This is a genomic window from Bradyrhizobium sp. YR681 (genome assembly GCF_000282615.1).
In the GTDB taxonomy this organism is placed as follows: Bacteria; Pseudomonadota; Alphaproteobacteria; order Rhizobiales; family Xanthobacteraceae; genus Bradyrhizobium.
The window spans coordinates 32,653-46,843 of sequence record NZ_AKIY01000054.1; the positions used below are offsets into that span (position 1 = coordinate 32,653).

General features: G+C 64.5%; 15 protein-coding genes. 13 read left to right on the forward strand and 2 right to left on the reverse strand.

The genetic code is table 11. The features are described 5' to 3' along the window. Window positions 1-222: 222 nt before the first annotated feature. The 4 genes from PMI42_RS07320 (at window position 223) to PMI42_RS07335 (ending at window position 2,524) form a co-directional block, all read left to right on the forward strand. The gene (locus PMI42_RS07320; protein ID WP_008132133.1) at window positions 223-768 is read left to right on the forward strand and encodes a phage tail protein; all 546 of its coding nucleotides are present in this window, start codon (window positions 223-225) and stop codon (window positions 766-768) included. A gap of 114 nt (window positions 769-882) precedes the next feature. After that, window positions 883-1,404 carry a phage tail protein gene (locus PMI42_RS07325; RefSeq protein ID WP_008132135.1) on the forward strand — a complete coding sequence of 174 codons (522 nt, stop codon included), beginning with the start codon at window positions 883-885 and terminating at the stop codon, window positions 1,402-1,404. A 39-nt stretch (window positions 1,405-1,443) separates the two neighbouring features. Beyond that, window positions 1,444-1,986, forward strand: a complete 543-nt coding sequence (locus PMI42_RS07330) for a phage tail protein (protein WP_008132136.1) — start codon at window positions 1,444-1,446, stop codon at window positions 1,984-1,986. 10 nt (window positions 1,987-1,996) lie between these two features. Continuing rightward, the gene (locus PMI42_RS07335; protein ID WP_240535213.1) at window positions 1,997-2,524 is read left to right on the forward strand and encodes a GNAT family N-acetyltransferase; all 528 of its coding nucleotides are present in this window, start codon (window positions 1,997-1,999) and stop codon (window positions 2,522-2,524) included. Here the strand turns inward: PMI42_RS07335 and PMI42_RS07340 are convergent. Next, window positions 2,521-3,474, reverse strand: a complete 954-nt coding sequence (locus tag PMI42_RS07340) for an alpha/beta fold hydrolase (RefSeq protein ID WP_008132141.1) — start codon at window positions 3,472-3,474, stop codon at window positions 2,521-2,523. The two genes, PMI42_RS07335 and PMI42_RS07340, sit on opposite strands and share 4 nt — an antisense overlap. 153 nt (window positions 3,475-3,627) lie before the next feature. Here PMI42_RS07340 and PMI42_RS07345 point away from each other — a divergent pair, with 153 nt between their 5' ends. The 9 genes from PMI42_RS07345 (at window position 3,628) to PMI42_RS07385 (ending at window position 13,414) form a co-directional block, all read left to right on the forward strand. Further along, window positions 3,628-4,890: a D-alanyl-D-alanine carboxypeptidase family protein gene (locus PMI42_RS07345; RefSeq protein WP_008132142.1), complete on the forward strand. Its 1,263-nt coding sequence runs from the start codon at window positions 3,628-3,630 to the stop codon at window positions 4,888-4,890. 2 nt (window positions 4,891-4,892) lie between these two features. Next, window positions 4,893-5,579 (forward strand): dTMP kinase, encoded by a 687-nt coding sequence (tmk, locus tag PMI42_RS07350; RefSeq protein ID WP_008132144.1) that lies wholly within the window; start codon window positions 4,893-4,895, stop codon window positions 5,577-5,579. Then, window positions 5,576-6,622 carry a DNA polymerase III subunit delta' gene (locus PMI42_RS07355; protein ID WP_008132145.1) on the forward strand — a complete coding sequence of 349 codons (1,047 nt, stop codon included), beginning with the start codon at window positions 5,576-5,578 and terminating at the stop codon, window positions 6,620-6,622. The genes tmk and PMI42_RS07355 overlap by 4 nt, the downstream gene beginning before the upstream one ends. 109 nt (window positions 6,623-6,731) lie before the next feature. Further along, the gene (metG, locus tag PMI42_RS07360) at window positions 6,732-8,759 is read left to right on the forward strand and encodes a methionine--tRNA ligase (RefSeq protein WP_008132147.1); all 2,028 of its coding nucleotides are present in this window, start codon (window positions 6,732-6,734) and stop codon (window positions 8,757-8,759) included. Window positions 8,760-8,771: 12 nt separating this feature from the next. Continuing rightward, a complete protein-coding gene (locus PMI42_RS07365) occupies window positions 8,772-9,548 on the forward strand; it encodes a TatD family hydrolase (protein ID WP_008132149.1) in 777 nt (258 codons plus the stop codon). 13 nt (window positions 9,549-9,561) lie between these two features. Further along, on the forward strand, window positions 9,562-10,359 hold the full coding sequence (locus tag PMI42_RS07370; RefSeq protein ID WP_008132150.1) for an MBL fold metallo-hydrolase: 798 nt from the start codon (window positions 9,562-9,564) through the stop codon (window positions 10,357-10,359). 144 nt (window positions 10,360-10,503) lie between these two features. Further along, complete coding sequence (locus PMI42_RS07375) at window positions 10,504-11,091, forward strand: TRAP transporter small permease (RefSeq protein WP_008132152.1); 588 nt, start codon at window positions 10,504-10,506, stop codon at window positions 11,089-11,091. A gap of 2 nt (window positions 11,092-11,093) precedes the next feature. Further along, window positions 11,094-12,407 (forward strand): TRAP transporter large permease, encoded by a 1,314-nt coding sequence (locus tag PMI42_RS07380; RefSeq protein ID WP_008132154.1) that lies wholly within the window; start codon window positions 11,094-11,096, stop codon window positions 12,405-12,407. 29 nt (window positions 12,408-12,436) lie between these two features. After that, window positions 12,437-13,414 (forward strand): TRAP transporter substrate-binding protein, encoded by a 978-nt coding sequence (locus PMI42_RS07385; protein ID WP_008132156.1) that lies wholly within the window; start codon window positions 12,437-12,439, stop codon window positions 13,412-13,414. A gap of 10 nt (window positions 13,415-13,424) precedes the next feature. On the opposite strand, the gene PMI42_RS07390 is transcribed toward PMI42_RS07385, so the two are convergent. Next, the coding region (locus PMI42_RS07390; protein ID WP_008132158.1) for an autotransporter outer membrane beta-barrel domain-containing protein at window positions 13,425-14,191 on the reverse strand (767 nt) is incomplete at its 5' end.

Below are 14,191 nucleotides of genomic sequence, written 5' to 3' on the forward strand. Positions count from 1 at the left end.
CGGCGAACCGTTGCGCGGCAGCAACAAAAGCGTGCTTGGGTAGCAATCTCGACGGGAGCGCCTGATGCGCCAATTTATGGTTGCGCTTGTGCTTGACTGTCAACGCAGGCTGATCAACAATCTCGACGAGTGGGCCGTAAGACATTCATTCTTTAATTTAAGTATTGCCGTCGCGGAATGCATCATCGCGCGACGGGTCGCTAGTTTATTTGGGGAGGGGTCATGCCGTACCAGCCTGTTCTCGGCCAGATTATGCCTTTTGCGGGCGCAGTGATTCCCAGGGGCTGGGCGCTGTGTAACGGCGCGCTGCTGGCGATCCAGCAAAACTCCGCGCTGTTCTCGTTGCTCGGTACCTACTATGGCGGCAACGGAACGACGACGTTTGCGCTTCCCGATCTGCGTGGTCGCGCGATCCTCGGCTCGAGTGGCGGCGGTGGCTCATACCCGGTCGGCATGGTCAGCGGAACGAATTCGGTCACCCTGATCACGTCGCAGCTCCCGGCTCACAACCATCTCGTTCAAGTGTCCGCGACGGCCGGAGCCGGACGTGGAAACGTCCCTCCCAACAACAATGTCTTCGGGACGAACTCCTTGCCGGCGAACAATCCGACGATGATTTTCGCTGTGCCCGGCGCTGGCGACACGCCTCTGGCGGTCGGCACCAACCTGGTGAATGAGGGCCGGGGCCAGGCGCACAACAACCTGCAGCCCTATCTCGCGATCAGCTATCTGATTGCGATGCAGGGGACGTATCCGTCGCGAGACTGACCGCTGCGCGACTGGATTTGCGCGATCGACATCCTCCGCATCGACGCTTCGAACTTCTACGCACGCACCCATCAAATTGAAAAAATGGCGTGCACAAGCAAAGGATCATAGGCGATGGCAGATCCGTTTATCGGCGAGATTCGACTGTTCGGCTTCCCACGTATTCCCAACGGGTGGCTGGCCTGCGCCGGACAATCGCTGCCGATTTCACAATATGACACGCTCTACGCCGTCCTCGGCACGACCTATGGCGGCGACGGTAACACCACCTTCAACCTTCCGGATCTTCGCGGCCGCGTTGCGATCGGACAGGGGCAGGGCAATCCGAACTATGTGCTGGGGCAGGTTGGCGGTGAGGAGCAGCACACGCTGGTCGAAGCCGAAATGCCGGCCCATAGTCATGCGCTGGTGTCCTCCACCGCGATTGGAACGGCGGTCACGCCCGCGCAGACACTCCATCTTGCCACGGCGTCAGGAGGCGAACTCTACGCGCCAGTAGCGAACGCCGGAACGTACGCCACGATGGCTGCCTGCGTCGCCACGGCGGGCAACAGCGTCGGGCATGACAACATGATGCCGACCGTCGTTGCCAATTATTGCATCTGCTACGCAGGCATCTTCCCTTCGTCCGGCTAGGCTGCGCGCGCATCAATATTCAGTCTCGAGGTAGACACCATGTCAGATCCGTTCGTTGGAGAAATCCAGGCCTTTCCGTTTGCTTTTGCGGTCGGCGGCTTCAACCAGGCTTGGCTCCCCTGTGGCGGCCAGCTCATGCCGATTCAGCGTTTCACGGCGCTGTATTCCCTGATCGGCACCTATTACGGCGGCAACGGGACGACCAATTTCGCCTTGCCGAACCTGAACGGCTCGGTCGCGATCAGCCAGGGCCAGGGTCCGGGATTGCAGAACCGCCTCATCGGCGAGATCGTCGGCAGTGCTCAGGTGACCTTGACGGGCGATAACATGGCGAGGCACTCGCACGTCCTGCAACTCGGCAATAAGGCCGCGCAGGGCGCAACGGCTGGTCCCGGCACGCCGGGGACCACGGTGGCGATCGATCCCGGCTTCAACGGTTTCACGGCGCCTCCTGGGACTCTGACCTTGGCGCCCAACGCCGTCGCGCTCACCGGGCAGAACCTTCCTCACGACAACACGCAGCCCACCCAGGCGATCGTCTGGTGTATCGCCTATGCAGGAATTTTTCCGTCCTTCTCCTGAACCATCTTGCGTGCGCGACGGCATGATTGGCGATGCGCGGCTCGACATCGTCCCGGACGATCCGGCTCTGCGGCTCCGGCCGGCAGGTCCGGTCGACGAGCCGTTCATCCGGCATCTGTTCGAGGAGGTCCGGGCGGGGCAATTCGCCGCGACGGGTTTGTCCGGGCCGATCGTGGGCCAGATCATCGCGCAGCAGTTCCGCAGCCAGGCGGCCGGCTATGCCGCGCAATTTCCCGACGCGATCTCGCTGATCGTCACGCAGGACGGGACCGCGATCGGCCGGTTGCTGCTCCATTGCGCAAGCGAGCGCTGGCACATCGTCGACATCGCGCTGCTGCCGCTCGATTGCGGTCGCGGCACCGGCACGAAGATCCTTGACGCTCTCGAAGCAAGCGCGCGGCAGCGGGGTGTCGGTGCGCTGACCCTCACGGTGCTCTCAGGCAATCCAGCCGCGCACAGGTTTTACCTGCGGCACGGATTTGCCGAGAGCGGGCAGGCGGGTGCCGCCCACATCGCGATGAGAAAGGACCTCGCTTAGCGCGCTGCCTCGCGCAGGAATTTCAAGAGCGCGGCGTTGACCTCGTCGGGCCGCTCCTGCTGCACCCAATGGCCGGCGCCCTCGATGATCAGTTTCCGCGTCAGGTTGGGCAGCACGCGCTCGAGCTCGTTGACGCGCTTGGCGCCGATCAGGCCGGTGATGACGGCGTCTTTCGAACCGGCAATGAAGAGCGAAGGCTGATGAATCTGTGCGTCCTGCCAGGGCGCCGTCAGCTCCCAATTGCGATCGAGGTTGCGATACCAGTTCAGCCCGCCGCGGAAGCCGGACCTGCGGAAGGTGTCGGTGAAATAGGCGAGGTCCGCCTCGCTGAGCCAGCCGGGCAGCGGTTCCTCGGCACTCGCGTGGCCGAGAAAGCCCTTGCCCTCCTCCACGAACATGGCGGCTGAGGGATCGGCGAGGCCGCGGCCGCCGAGCACGATGCGCATGGTGCGGGCGACGTCGTGCTCGAACTCGGCCTCGGCGACACCAGGTGCCTGGAAATACTGCCAGTAGAAATTGGTGACGCCGTTCTGTCGCAACAGCTCGAGCGGCTTGCCGCGGCCGCGGAACGGCGGCGGTACGCTCAGGCCCGCGACCGCCGTAAAGATGTCCGGCCGGAACAGCGCCGCGTGCCAGGCAACCGGCGCGCCCCAATCGTGGCCGACCACCATCGCCTTGGTCTCGCCGAGCGCCTGCACGAGGCCGACGACGTCCCCGACAGTGTCGAAGATCGAGTAGGCGGCGACGTCCGCCGGCGCCGCGCTTTGGCCGTAGCCGCGCATGTCGGGGGCGACGACGTGAAACCCGGCGGCCGCCAGCGTGAGGATCTGATGGCGCCAGGAGTACGACAGCTCCGGCCAGCCGTGGCACAGCACCACCAGAGGGCCCTGGCCGGCTTCGCGAATGAACAGATCGATCCCGTTGGCCTTGATCACGCGGGTGGACGACATCGCTTTTCCGCCTTGTTTCAGGGGTTTGGTCGACAAATATGAGGTGCCACGATAGGGGCGCGGCGAGAATCGTGCAATCTCGGGTTCCGGCCGCCAGCCTCGTGTTGTTCGCGCCGGTTCCTGCTGTTAGAACGCCGCTCTCAGGGCTTGGCCATGGCATTTCGTCTTTTTCCGCTCCGTCGCAGCCGGTTCACCACCGAGGTGCTGTTGCGCGGGTTGCTCGCGACAGTTCTGGTGGTCGGCATCGGCTCGGGCGGGGCGCTCTACGCCGCCAACCAGAGTGTCCAGGGCGCCAAGAAGGCGGAAGATTCCGGTTTTGACGGCGACGCCCCCACCGCGATCCTGATCGAGGCCTCCAGCGGCGGCGTGCTGTTCGAGAAGAACGCCGACGAGTTGCGCGCGCCCTCCAGTATGATGAAGCTGATGACGGCGGAAGTCGTCTTCAACGCCATCAAGAAGGGCGACATGAAGCTGACCGACGAATACCGGATCAGCGAGAACGCCTGGCGCAAGGGCGGGGCCCCCTCGGGCGGTTCGACCATGTTCGCCGCCATCAACAGCAAGGTCTCGGTCGACGATCTCCTGCACGGCGCGATCATCCAGAGCGGCAACGACGCCTGCATCGCGCTGGCCGAAGGCATGGCCGGTAACGAGAAGATCTTCGCCGCCGACTTCATGACCAGGCGCGCCCGCGAGCTCGGCATGACCAGGTCGACCTTCGGCAATTCCAACGGGCTGCCCGACCCCGGCAACAAGATGACGGTGCGTGAGCTCGGCATCCTCGCCCGCCACATCATCCTGGACTTTCCGGAGTTCTACAAACTTTTCGGCGAGAAGGAGTTCACCTGGAACAAGATCCGTCAGCCCAACCGCAATCCGCTGCTCAATTCGATGGAAGGCGCCGACGGTCTGAAGACCGGCTACACCAAGGAGGGCGGCTATGGCATGGTCGGCTCGGCGGTGCAGAACGGCACGCGGCTGATCGTCGTCGTCAACGGTCTGGAAGACCCCGAGGATCGCGCCACCGAAGCCAAGAAGATGCTGGAATGGGGTTTTCGCAATTTCGAGACCCGCACGCTGATCGCGGCCGACCAGCAGGTCGGCTACGCCAAAGTGTTCGGCGGCGACAGCCGCTCGGTCAAGCTGGTCGCCAAGACGCCCGTGAAGGTGATGGTGCACAAGAACGGCAGCGACAAGCTGATCGCGCGTGTCGTCTATAGCGGTCCGGTGCGCGCGCCGGTCGAGGCCGGCCAGAAGGTCGGTGTCGTCAGGGTCTGGCGCAGCGGCAATATTGCGGTGGAGACGCCGGTCTACGCGGCCGAAGCTGTTGGCTCCGGTTCGACCATGCGCCGCGCCATCGACGGCGCCAGCGAGCTCGTCATCGGCATGTTCCGCGCAGGCGCCGAGAAGCTGTGATCATGAGTGAGAGTGCGGGACAGCGGCGGTCCGGACGCGGACGCTTCATCACCTTTGAAGGCGGCGAGGGCACCGGCAAGTCGACCCAGATCAAGAAGCTTGCCGATCGGCTCAAGGCAGCAAGGATGCGCACCCTCGTGACGCGCGAGCCGGGGGGATCGCCGGGTGCCGAAATCATGCGCCATCTGGTGCTGTCGGGCATGGGCAAGCTGCTCGGGCCCGACGCCGAGACCCTGTTGTTCGCGGCCGCCCGCGACGACCATGTCCGCACCGTGATCGCGCCCGCGCTCAGCCATGGCACCTGGGTGCTGTGCGACCGTTTTGCCGATTCGACGCGGGCCTATCAGGGCAGCCTCGGCAGCGTGCCGGCGGGGCTGATCAACGCCATGCAGCGGGTCACGATCGGGGACCTCAAGCCTGACCTCACCATCATCCTCGATCTGCCGGTCGAGATCGGCCTGCAACGCGCCGCGGCGCGCCGTGGAAGCGGCACGCCCGATCGGTTCGAGGGCGAGCAGCTCAGCTTTCACCAGGGCCTGCGTGAGGCCTATCGCAAGATCGCCGCGGAAGAGCCGGCGCGCTGCGTGCTGATTGACGCCAATTCCGATCCCGACACGGTCGCAGGCCGCGTCTGGGCCGCGCTGCGCGATCGTCTTCTGCCGACGCCGGCCTCGGCGGTGTCGGCATGAGCCCGCGTCAGGTCGAGCGTGAATCCGCCGTTCCGCATCCGCGCGAGACGAGCATCCTGTTCGGCCATCGCGAGGCCGAGACGGCACTGCTGGCGGCCTATCGCAGCGGGCGCATCCCGCATGCCTGGCTGATCGGGGGGCCGCAAGGCATCGGCAAGGCGACGCTGGCCTATCGGATGGCGCGCTTCGTGCTCGCGCATGGCCAGCCGCTGGCACCTTCCGTGCAGCGTGCCGAGACCCTGGCGATCGATCCTGATGACGCCGTGGCGCGGCAGGTGGCGGCAAGCTCGCACGGCGGGCTGCTCACGCTGGAGCGCACCGCCAACGACCGCGGCGTGATGCGGACCGTGATCACCGTGGATGAAACGCGCGAGACCATCGGGTTCTTCGGCTCGACGGCCGCTGCCGAAGGCTGGCGCGTCTGTATCGTTGACACTGTCGACGAGCTCAATCCGAATGCGGCCAACGCGCTGCTCAAGATTCTGGAGGAACCGCCGCAGCAGTCGCTGTTCCTGCTGGTGAGTCACGCGCCTGCGCGCGTGCTCGCCACAATTCAGTCACGCTGCCGCAAGCTGCGCCTGCGACCGCTCGGAACGGACGAGGTGATCGGTGCCGCCGCTGAAGCGGCCGGCCTCGCTCCGACTGACCTCGCTTTGCGCGAAGCCGCGGAGGCCTCAGAGGGCAGCGTCGCGCGGGCGCTGACGCTGCTCGGCGGCGATGCCCTGAAACTGCAGCAGCGCACGGCGGCGCTGCTGGCGCGACTGCCACAGGTCGATCCGCGCGAGTTGCACACGCTCGGGGAGTCGCTCGGGACCAGCGACCGCGTCGCGCTCGCGGCCTTTATCGACGGCATCGATCGCTGGATCGCCGAACGGCTGCATGCGGACGAGGCGAATGCCAACCAGAACCTGCCGCGCCTTGCGCGCCTAGCTGAGGTATGGGAAAAGATCGTCCGCGCCGCGCGAGACACCGAAACCTACAATCTGGAGCGAAAGCCCTTGGTGTTCTCGGTGTTCGGCTGGCTGGCGGACGCGACGCGCTAGAGCATGATCCGGAAAATGTGCAGCGGTTTTCCGAGAGGATCATGCGCAAAACAATAACCTAACGCAGGTTCGATTCCAGATTTTCGAGAAGCCGGTAAAGGAATTCATCGTGGCAACGCGAGCTAAGAAAACCGTCAAAGCCAAGAGCAGCAAGAAGAAGGCTGCCAAGAAAGCCGTGAAGAAGGCCGTGAAGAAAGCCGCAAAAAAGGCTGTGAAGGCGCGTGCGTCCAAGGCCGCCAAGAAGGTCAAGAAGACCAAGAAAGCTGTCGCCAGGAGGGGCGTGAAGAAGAGCGCTGCGAAGACGGCAAAGAAGGCCGGGAAGACGGCTGCGAAGAAGCAGGTCGTCGCCAAGAAGGTTTCGAAGACAAAGACCGCCGGCAAGCCAGCCAAGGCTCCCGAGAAGAACAAGGCTCCAGCGAAGAAGGTGGCCAAGAAAGCGAGGGTGATCGCTCCCGCCGTGACCGCCGCACCGGCTTCTGTTGCTACGCCGCCGAAAGCTGCGAAGCCCAAGGTATCGAAACCCGGGGCGCCGCAGGCTCCGAAGCCCGTTGCAGTCGCTGCTCCGCAGGCCAGTGCGCCCGCATCTGCCCCCGCGCGCGACAACGTCTTCTACGTCACGACCGCGATCGCCTATCCCAATGGCAGCCCGCATATCGGCCACGCCTATGAGGCGATCGCGACCGATACGCTGGCGCGTTTCGCCCGGCTCGACGGCAAGGACGTGTTCTTCCTGACCGGTACCGACGAGCACGGTCTGAAGATGATCCAGACCGCGCAGAACGAAGGCCTGACGCCGTCTGCACTCGCGACCCGCAACGCCGCCCGCTTCAAGGCGATGGACGAGCGGCTCAACGTGTCGTTTGACCGTTTCATCCGCACCACCGAAGAGCAGCACCACCGCTCCACCCAGGAAATCTGGCGGCGGATGGAGGCGAACGGCGACATCTATGCCGACGTCTATTCCGGCTGGTACTCGGTCCGGGACGAAGCCTATTACTCCGAGGAAGAAACGCGCCTGAATGACGACGGCGTGCGCCTTGGCCCGCAGGGAACGCCGGTCAACTGGGTCGACGAGAAGAGCTACTTCTTCCGCCTGTCGAACTACCAGGACAAGCTGCTCAAGCTCTACGAGGACAATCCCGATTTCATCGGTCCGGACTCGCGCCGCAACGAGGTGGTGAGCTTCGTCAAGGGCGGCCTGCGCGATCTCTCGATCTCGCGCACGACGTTCGACTGGGGCGTCAAGGTGCCCGGCGACGAAGAGCACGTGATGTATGTCTGGGTCGACGCGCTCACGAACTACATCACCGGCGTCGGCTTCCCTGACGAGAGCGACACAAACTGGCGCTATTGGCCGGCCGATGTGCACATCATCGGCAAGGACATCATCCGCTTCCACGCGGTGTACTGGCCCGCGTTCCTGATGTCAGCCGGCATCCCCGTGGCGAAGCGGGTCTATGCCCACGGCTTCCTGTTCAACAGGGGCGAGAAGATGTCGAAGTCGGTCGGCAACGTCGTCGATCCCTTCAACCTGGCCGACCAGTATGGCGTCGACCAGATGCGCTATTTCTTCCTGCGCGAGGTGCCGTTCGGCCAGGACGGCAACTACAACCACGAAGCCATCGTCGCGCGCATCAACGCCGATCTCGCCAACGACCTCGGCAACCTTGCGCAGCGCTCGCTGTCGATGGTCGCCAAACAGCTCGGCGGCGTGCTGCCCGAGCCCGGCGAGTTCAGCGACAACGACAAGGCGATTCTGGCGATGGCTGACGGCATGCTCGCAGCAAGCCGCGAAGCGATGGCGACGCAGCAGATCCATCACTGGCTCAACGCCGTGTGGGCCGTGGTTGCGGAAGCCAATCGCTATTTCGCGGGCGAGGCGCCGTGGGCGCTGGCCAAGACCGATCCCGCCAGGCAGAAGACGGTGCTCTATGTCACCGCCGAAGTCGTGCGCCAGATCGCGATCCTGGCCCAGCCGGCGATGCCGACGGCATCAGGGTTGCTGCTCGACAGCCTCGGTGTCCCCGCCGGCGAGCGCGATTTTGCCATGCTCGGCGGCGCCAAGCGGATTGCACCGGGCTCGACGCTGCCGGCGCCGACCCCGGCGTTCCCGCGCTACATCGAACCGGCGGCCTGAGGCGTCCGGGCGATGCTGGTCGACAGTCACTGCCATCTGGATTTTCCGGACTTCGCGGAAGATCTCGACGGGATCGTGTCGCGCGCGCGTGCGGCCGGCCTCACGCGCATGGTCACGATCTCGACGCGGGTGCGAAAGCTCAACCAGCTTCTCGCCATCGCCGAGCGGTTCGACGACGTCTATTGCTCGGTCGGAACCCATCCGCACAACGCGGATGAGGAAGACGGCATCACGCCGGACGAGCTGATCGCGCTGACGCAGCATCGCAAGGTCGTCGCGCTCGGCGAGGCCGGGCTCGACTATTTCTACGACAACGGCTCGCCGGAGGCGCAGGCGAGGGGCTTTCGTGCCCACATCGCGGCCGCGCGCACCACCGGCCTGCCGCTGGTGATCCATACCCGCGAGGCCGACGAGGATTGCGCCCGCATCCTGGAAGAGGAGGCGGCCAAGGGATCGTTTGACGCCGTGCTGCATTGTTACACCGGCGGGCGCGAGCTGGCGCTGAAGGCGGTGTCGCTCGGGCTCTATATCGGCTTCACCGGCATCCTGACCTTCAAGAAGTCGGAAGCCCTGCGCGCGCTCGCGGCGGAGCTGCCGTCCGATCGTATTCTGGTTGAAACCGACTCGCCCTATCTTGCGCCGGGCAAGTTCCGGGGCAAGCGCAACGAGCCGGCCTATGTGGTCGAGGTCGCCAAGGTGCTTGCCGAAACCCGCGCCGTGTCGTTCGACGAGATCTCACGCCAGACCACAGAAAACTTCTTCCGCCTGTTCTCCAAGGTGAAAGCTTGAGGTTGGAAGCCGCATGACGCTGACGCTGACGATCCTGGGCTGCGGCTCCTCCGCCGGCGTGCCGCGCCCGGCACTCGGCTGGGGCGCCTGCGATCCCAACAACCCAAAAAACCGCCGTCGCCGCTGCTCCCTGCTGGTCGAGCAGACGTCACACCACGGCACCACGCGCATCGTGATCGATACCTCGCCCGATCTGCGCGAGCAGCTGATCGACACCCATGTCGACCATATCGATGCGGTGTTCCTGACCCATGAGCATGCCGACCAGACCCACGGCATGGACGATCTGCGCTCGGTCGTGCTGCACATGCGCAAGCGCATTCCGGTCTATCTCAACCAGTCGACCGCGAAGGACATCATGGCGCGGTTCTCCTATTGCTTCATCTCGCCCGAGGGCAGCGACTATCCGCCGATCCTGCACCGGCATTCGATCGAGGCCGGCGGCACGCAGATCATTGGCGGCAAGGGTGGGGAGGTCTCGATCACCGCCTTCCTGGTCCAGCACGGCCAGATTCCCGCATTGGGCTATCGCATAGGCAATGCCGCCTACACACCTGACCTCAACGACATCCCGCCCGAGAGTTTTGGCGCGCTGGAAAACCTCGATCTCTGGGTCGTCGATGGCCTGCGCTATACCCAGCATTCCAGCCATTTCAGCATCAACGACGCGCTGTCCTGGATCGAGCGCTTCAAGCCGAAGCGCGCCGTCATCACCAACATGACGGCTGATGTCGACTACGAGGTGATCCGGCAATCGTTACCCGCGGGCGTGGTGCCTGCCTATGACGGGATGCGGCTGGAGACGCACTGAGCCAATCCAGTGGAAATTTGCCGCATGGCGGCATGCTCCTTGCTTTCGCAAGCGCCATCGTGTTGGTCTAACGTCTGAAAGACAGGCGTGGGCTGGTGGCCATAATCAAGCTTGATTGCGCCACAGGATGAGGATGGGGGCCGCGTGGCAGGGCACGGCGACGACGTAAATTCTGTTGGACTGGTCCGGCGCGCTCTGGATCTGCTCTATCTTGCCTCGGGCGTTGCCGCTGGCGCGTTCCTGGTCGCGATCTTCGCCATCATGATGGTGATGTCGGTCGGGCGGCAGTTCGCGCTCAACATCCCGGCCGGAGACGATTTCGCATCCTGGTGCATGGCCGCGATGGCGTTTCTCGGTCTTGCCCACACCTTCAAGCGCGGCGAGATGATCCGCGTCGGCCTGCTGCTGGAGCGCCTGCACGGACGGACCAAGCAGGTCGCGGAGATCGTGGCGCTCGGAATTGCAACCGCATTCATTCTCTACTTCACCCGACATGCTTTGCAGATGACCTACGACTCCTGGCGCTTCAACGATGTGGCGCAAGGCGTCGTCGCGCTGCCGCTCTGGATTCCCCAGCTCGGCTTTGCCGGGGGTCTTGTAATCCTGTCGATCGCGCTGATCGACGAGTTGGTCAACGTCGTCGGCGGCAACCGGCCGAGCTACGAGAGGGGCTCGCCGGACGAGACGCCTGACGAATTCATCGAGCGGATCTCGCAGGGCGGCGGAGGTTGACGATGGCCAATCTCGGCATGATCGAGCTCTCCTTCATCCTGCTCGGCATCATGATCCTGCTGCTCGGAAGCGGCGTCTGGATCGCGGTCTCGCTCGGGCTCGTCGGCTTCGTGGCGATGGCGCTGACCACGAGCCTGCCGCTCGGCTCGGTGCTCGCGACCACGACCTGGAGCGCGAGCTCGTCCTGGACGCTGGCCGCACTGCCGCTGTTCATCTGGATGGGCGAGATCCTGTTCCGTACCAAATTGTCCGAGGAGATGTTCCGCGGCCTGTCGCCCTGGGTCCAATGGCTGCCGGGACGGCTGACACATGTGAACGTGATCGGCTGCGGCATCTTCGCGGCGGTGTCGGGATCGTCGGCCGCGACCTGCGCCACCATCGGCAAGATCGCGCTGCCCGAGCTCGACAAGCGCGGCTACGACAAGGGTCTCAGCCTCGGCTCGCTCGCCGGCTCCGGCACGCTCGGCCTGTTGATCCCGCCCTCGATCCCGATGGTGGTCTACGCGGTCACGGCGAACGTTTCCGTGCTCCAGGTCTTTCTCGGCGGCTTCCTGCCCGGTGTGCTCGTGATGGTGCTGTATTCCGGCTACATCATCATCTGGTCGCTGCTGAACCCCGGCAAGGTTCCGCCTCGCGATCCACCGATACCGTTTCGCCGGAAACTGCAGGAATCCGCCAAGCTCATCCCGTGCCTGCTGCTGATCCTCGCGGTCTTCCTCTCGCTCGTGCTTGGTTTTGCGACCGCGACCGAATGCGCCGCATGGGGCGTTGCCGGCGCGATCCTGCTGGCGTGGTGGAGCGGCACGCTTACGCGCAAGAATTTTCTCGAAAGCATCATGAGCGCGACGCGGCTGACCTGCATGATCATGCTGATCCTGGCCGGTGCGGCGTACACCACGGCGGCGATGGCCTATACCGGTATCCCTGCTGCGCTCGCCACCTGGGTGCAGGGGCAGCAGCTGACACCGGGCATGCTCGCGCTGTATTTGAGCATCATGTACATCATTCTGGGATGCCTGATCGACGGCATTTCTATGATCGTGCTGACGGCGGTCATCGTGCTGCCGATGGTCAAGCAGGCCGGGCTCGACCTGGTCTGGTTCGGCGTCTATCTCATCATCCATGTCGAGATGGCGCAGATCACGCCGCCGGTTGGCTTCAACCTGTTCGTGCTTCAGAACATGAGTGGCCGCGACACTTTTACCGTTGCGCGGGCGGCGTTCCCGTTTTTCGTTCTGCTGCTGGCCGCCGTGTTCATCATCACCGAATATCCGCAGATCGTGCTGCTGCTGCCAAAGCTCGCGTTCCCCGACTGATCTCAATTTAGACCGTGAGGAGAAGTTCGATGAAGTCTCGTTTCATTCGCGCCGCGGTGCTTGCCGGCGTCACGCTGGCGGCGACGCCTGCCTTGGCCCAGACCAAATGGAATCTGCCGGCAGCATACCCCGCCGACAACCCGCACTCGGAAAATCTGGTCGCGTTCGCCAAGGACGTCGACGCCGCGACGTCAGGCAAGCTTCAGATCACGGTCCATCCCGGAGCCTCGCTGTTCAAGGCGCCCGACATCAAGCGCGCGGTGATGACCGGGCAGGCGCAGATGGGCGAGGTGCTGCTGTCGATCCACGAAAACGAGGATCCGATTTACGGCGTGGACGTCGTGCCGTTCCTTGCGACGAGCTTTCCGGATGCGATGAAGCTTTATCAGGCTTCGAAGCCGCTGATCAGCAAGAAGCTCGAAGCGCAGGGGCTGAAGCTGCTGTTCGTCGTGCCGTGGGCGCCGCAGGGCGTCTACGTCAACAAGCCGCTTGCCACGATCGAGGACATGAAGGGTCTGAAATGGCGTGCTTACAACGTCGGGACCGCGCGCATCGGCGAGCTGGTCGGCGCCCAGTCGGTCACGATCCAGGCAGCCGAGCTGCCGCAGGCACTCGCGACCGGCGTGGTGAACTCCTTCATGTCGTCGGGCGGCACCGGCTACGATTCCAAGGCGTGGGAGTCGCTGAAATATTTCTATGACGTGCAGGCCTGGATCCCGAAGGACTACACCTTCGTCAACAAGGCCGCGTTCGAGGCGCTCGACAAGCCGACCCAGGAAGCCATCCTCAAGGCCGCCGCCACCGCCGAGACGCGCGGCTGGAAGGCCTGGGAAGAGAAGGCCAATTGGTACATCGATCAGCTCAAGGCCAAGGGCATGACGGTCGAACCGCCCAGCCCGGCGTTGAAGGCGGGCTTCCAGAAGGTCGGCGAGCAGCTCACGGCCGATTGGCTCAAGAAGGCCGGCGCTGACGGCCAGGCCTTGATCGACGCCTACAAGAAGATGTGAGGGCGCAAAGTCACCAGGCGTAGCGAAGCACGGCCCTGCCGGTGTAGGAGCGGACCAGGCTCGACACTTCGCTGTCGAGGTTTGCTGCGGCCGACCAGCCGTTCAGATCGCGAAGCTCGAGCGCAACGCCCGTCAGCGCGGCATTCGGCGCCAATGCCGTGCCGCCGACGATAAAGCCCTGGCCGGGCAGGGACTGGAACGCGGCGGGGATCGACTGCCCCGCGCTGAAATCATGCGCCCAGGCGAGCCGTCCGCGCAGGTTCATCACGCTGCCAAACAGCGCAAGGGACGTGCTGGTGCGCAGGCCGAGCTCGGCGCGGGTGTCGGTGAAACTGTCTGCGCCGGGCGCCGGGGAAGACGGATCGGCGGCGTAGGCCGGCTGCGCGGTATTGTTGGAGGGCAGGCGGAACGTCGTGATCTGAGCGGCGGCGTAGGGCGTGATACCGAGCCAGGGCATGGCAACGCGATAGCCGCCTTCGAGCCGGCCGGAATACGCGTTGGCGTTGACGGCCACGTTGAGCTGGCTCGTGCCGGCCGGCGTGACCTGATAGTCACCAGTGATGGCCTGCCAGCCATAGGCGAGCGCGGTTGCGACATAGGCCGGTCCGACCGAGTGCCTGACGAAGGCGCCGGCCTGGAACAGATCCGAGCGGCCGCTGGAAAAACTGTTGGCATAGCCCGTGCCGCCGCCGGCGAGCGCGAAACCCATCCGGGTTTGCGGCGACAGCGCATAGTCAGCGCCGACCACCGTGCCAAAGCTCCGGCTGGCGGAGCCGC

What these genes read in the sequence shown, in the direction of transcription:
- PMI42_RS07370 (WP_008132150.1), top strand. Translation starts at nt 9,562, where the DNA reads ATGACGCTGACGCTGACGATCCTGGGCTGCGGCTCCTCCGCCGGCGTG.
- PMI42_RS07355 (WP_008132145.1), top strand. Translation starts at nt 5,576, where the DNA reads ATGAGCCCGCGTCAGGTCGAGCGTGAATCCGCCGTTCCGCATCCGCGC.
- PMI42_RS07345 (WP_008132142.1), top strand. Translation starts at nt 3,628, where the DNA reads ATGGCATTTCGTCTTTTTCCGCTCCGTCGCAGCCGGTTCACCACCGAG.
- PMI42_RS07385 (WP_008132156.1), top strand. Translation starts at nt 12,437, where the DNA reads ATGAAGTCTCGTTTCATTCGCGCCGCGGTGCTTGCCGGCGTCACGCTG.
- PMI42_RS07365 (WP_008132149.1), top strand. Translation starts at nt 8,772, where the DNA reads ATGCTGGTCGACAGTCACTGCCATCTGGATTTTCCGGACTTCGCGGAA.
- PMI42_RS07320 (WP_008132133.1), top strand. Translation starts at nt 223, where the DNA reads ATGCCGTACCAGCCTGTTCTCGGCCAGATTATGCCTTTTGCGGGCGCA.
- tmk (WP_008132144.1), top strand. Translation starts at nt 4,893, where the DNA reads ATGAGTGAGAGTGCGGGACAGCGGCGGTCCGGACGCGGACGCTTCATC.
- PMI42_RS07325 (WP_008132135.1), top strand. Translation starts at nt 883, where the DNA reads ATGGCAGATCCGTTTATCGGCGAGATTCGACTGTTCGGCTTCCCACGT.
- PMI42_RS07330 (WP_008132136.1), top strand. Translation starts at nt 1,444, where the DNA reads ATGTCAGATCCGTTCGTTGGAGAAATCCAGGCCTTTCCGTTTGCTTTT.
- PMI42_RS07380 (WP_008132154.1), top strand. Translation starts at nt 11,094, where the DNA reads ATGGCCAATCTCGGCATGATCGAGCTCTCCTTCATCCTGCTCGGCATC.
- PMI42_RS07340 (WP_008132141.1), bottom strand. Translation starts at nt 3,474, where the DNA reads ATGTCGTCCACCCGCGTGATCAAGGCCAACGGGATCGATCTGTTCATT.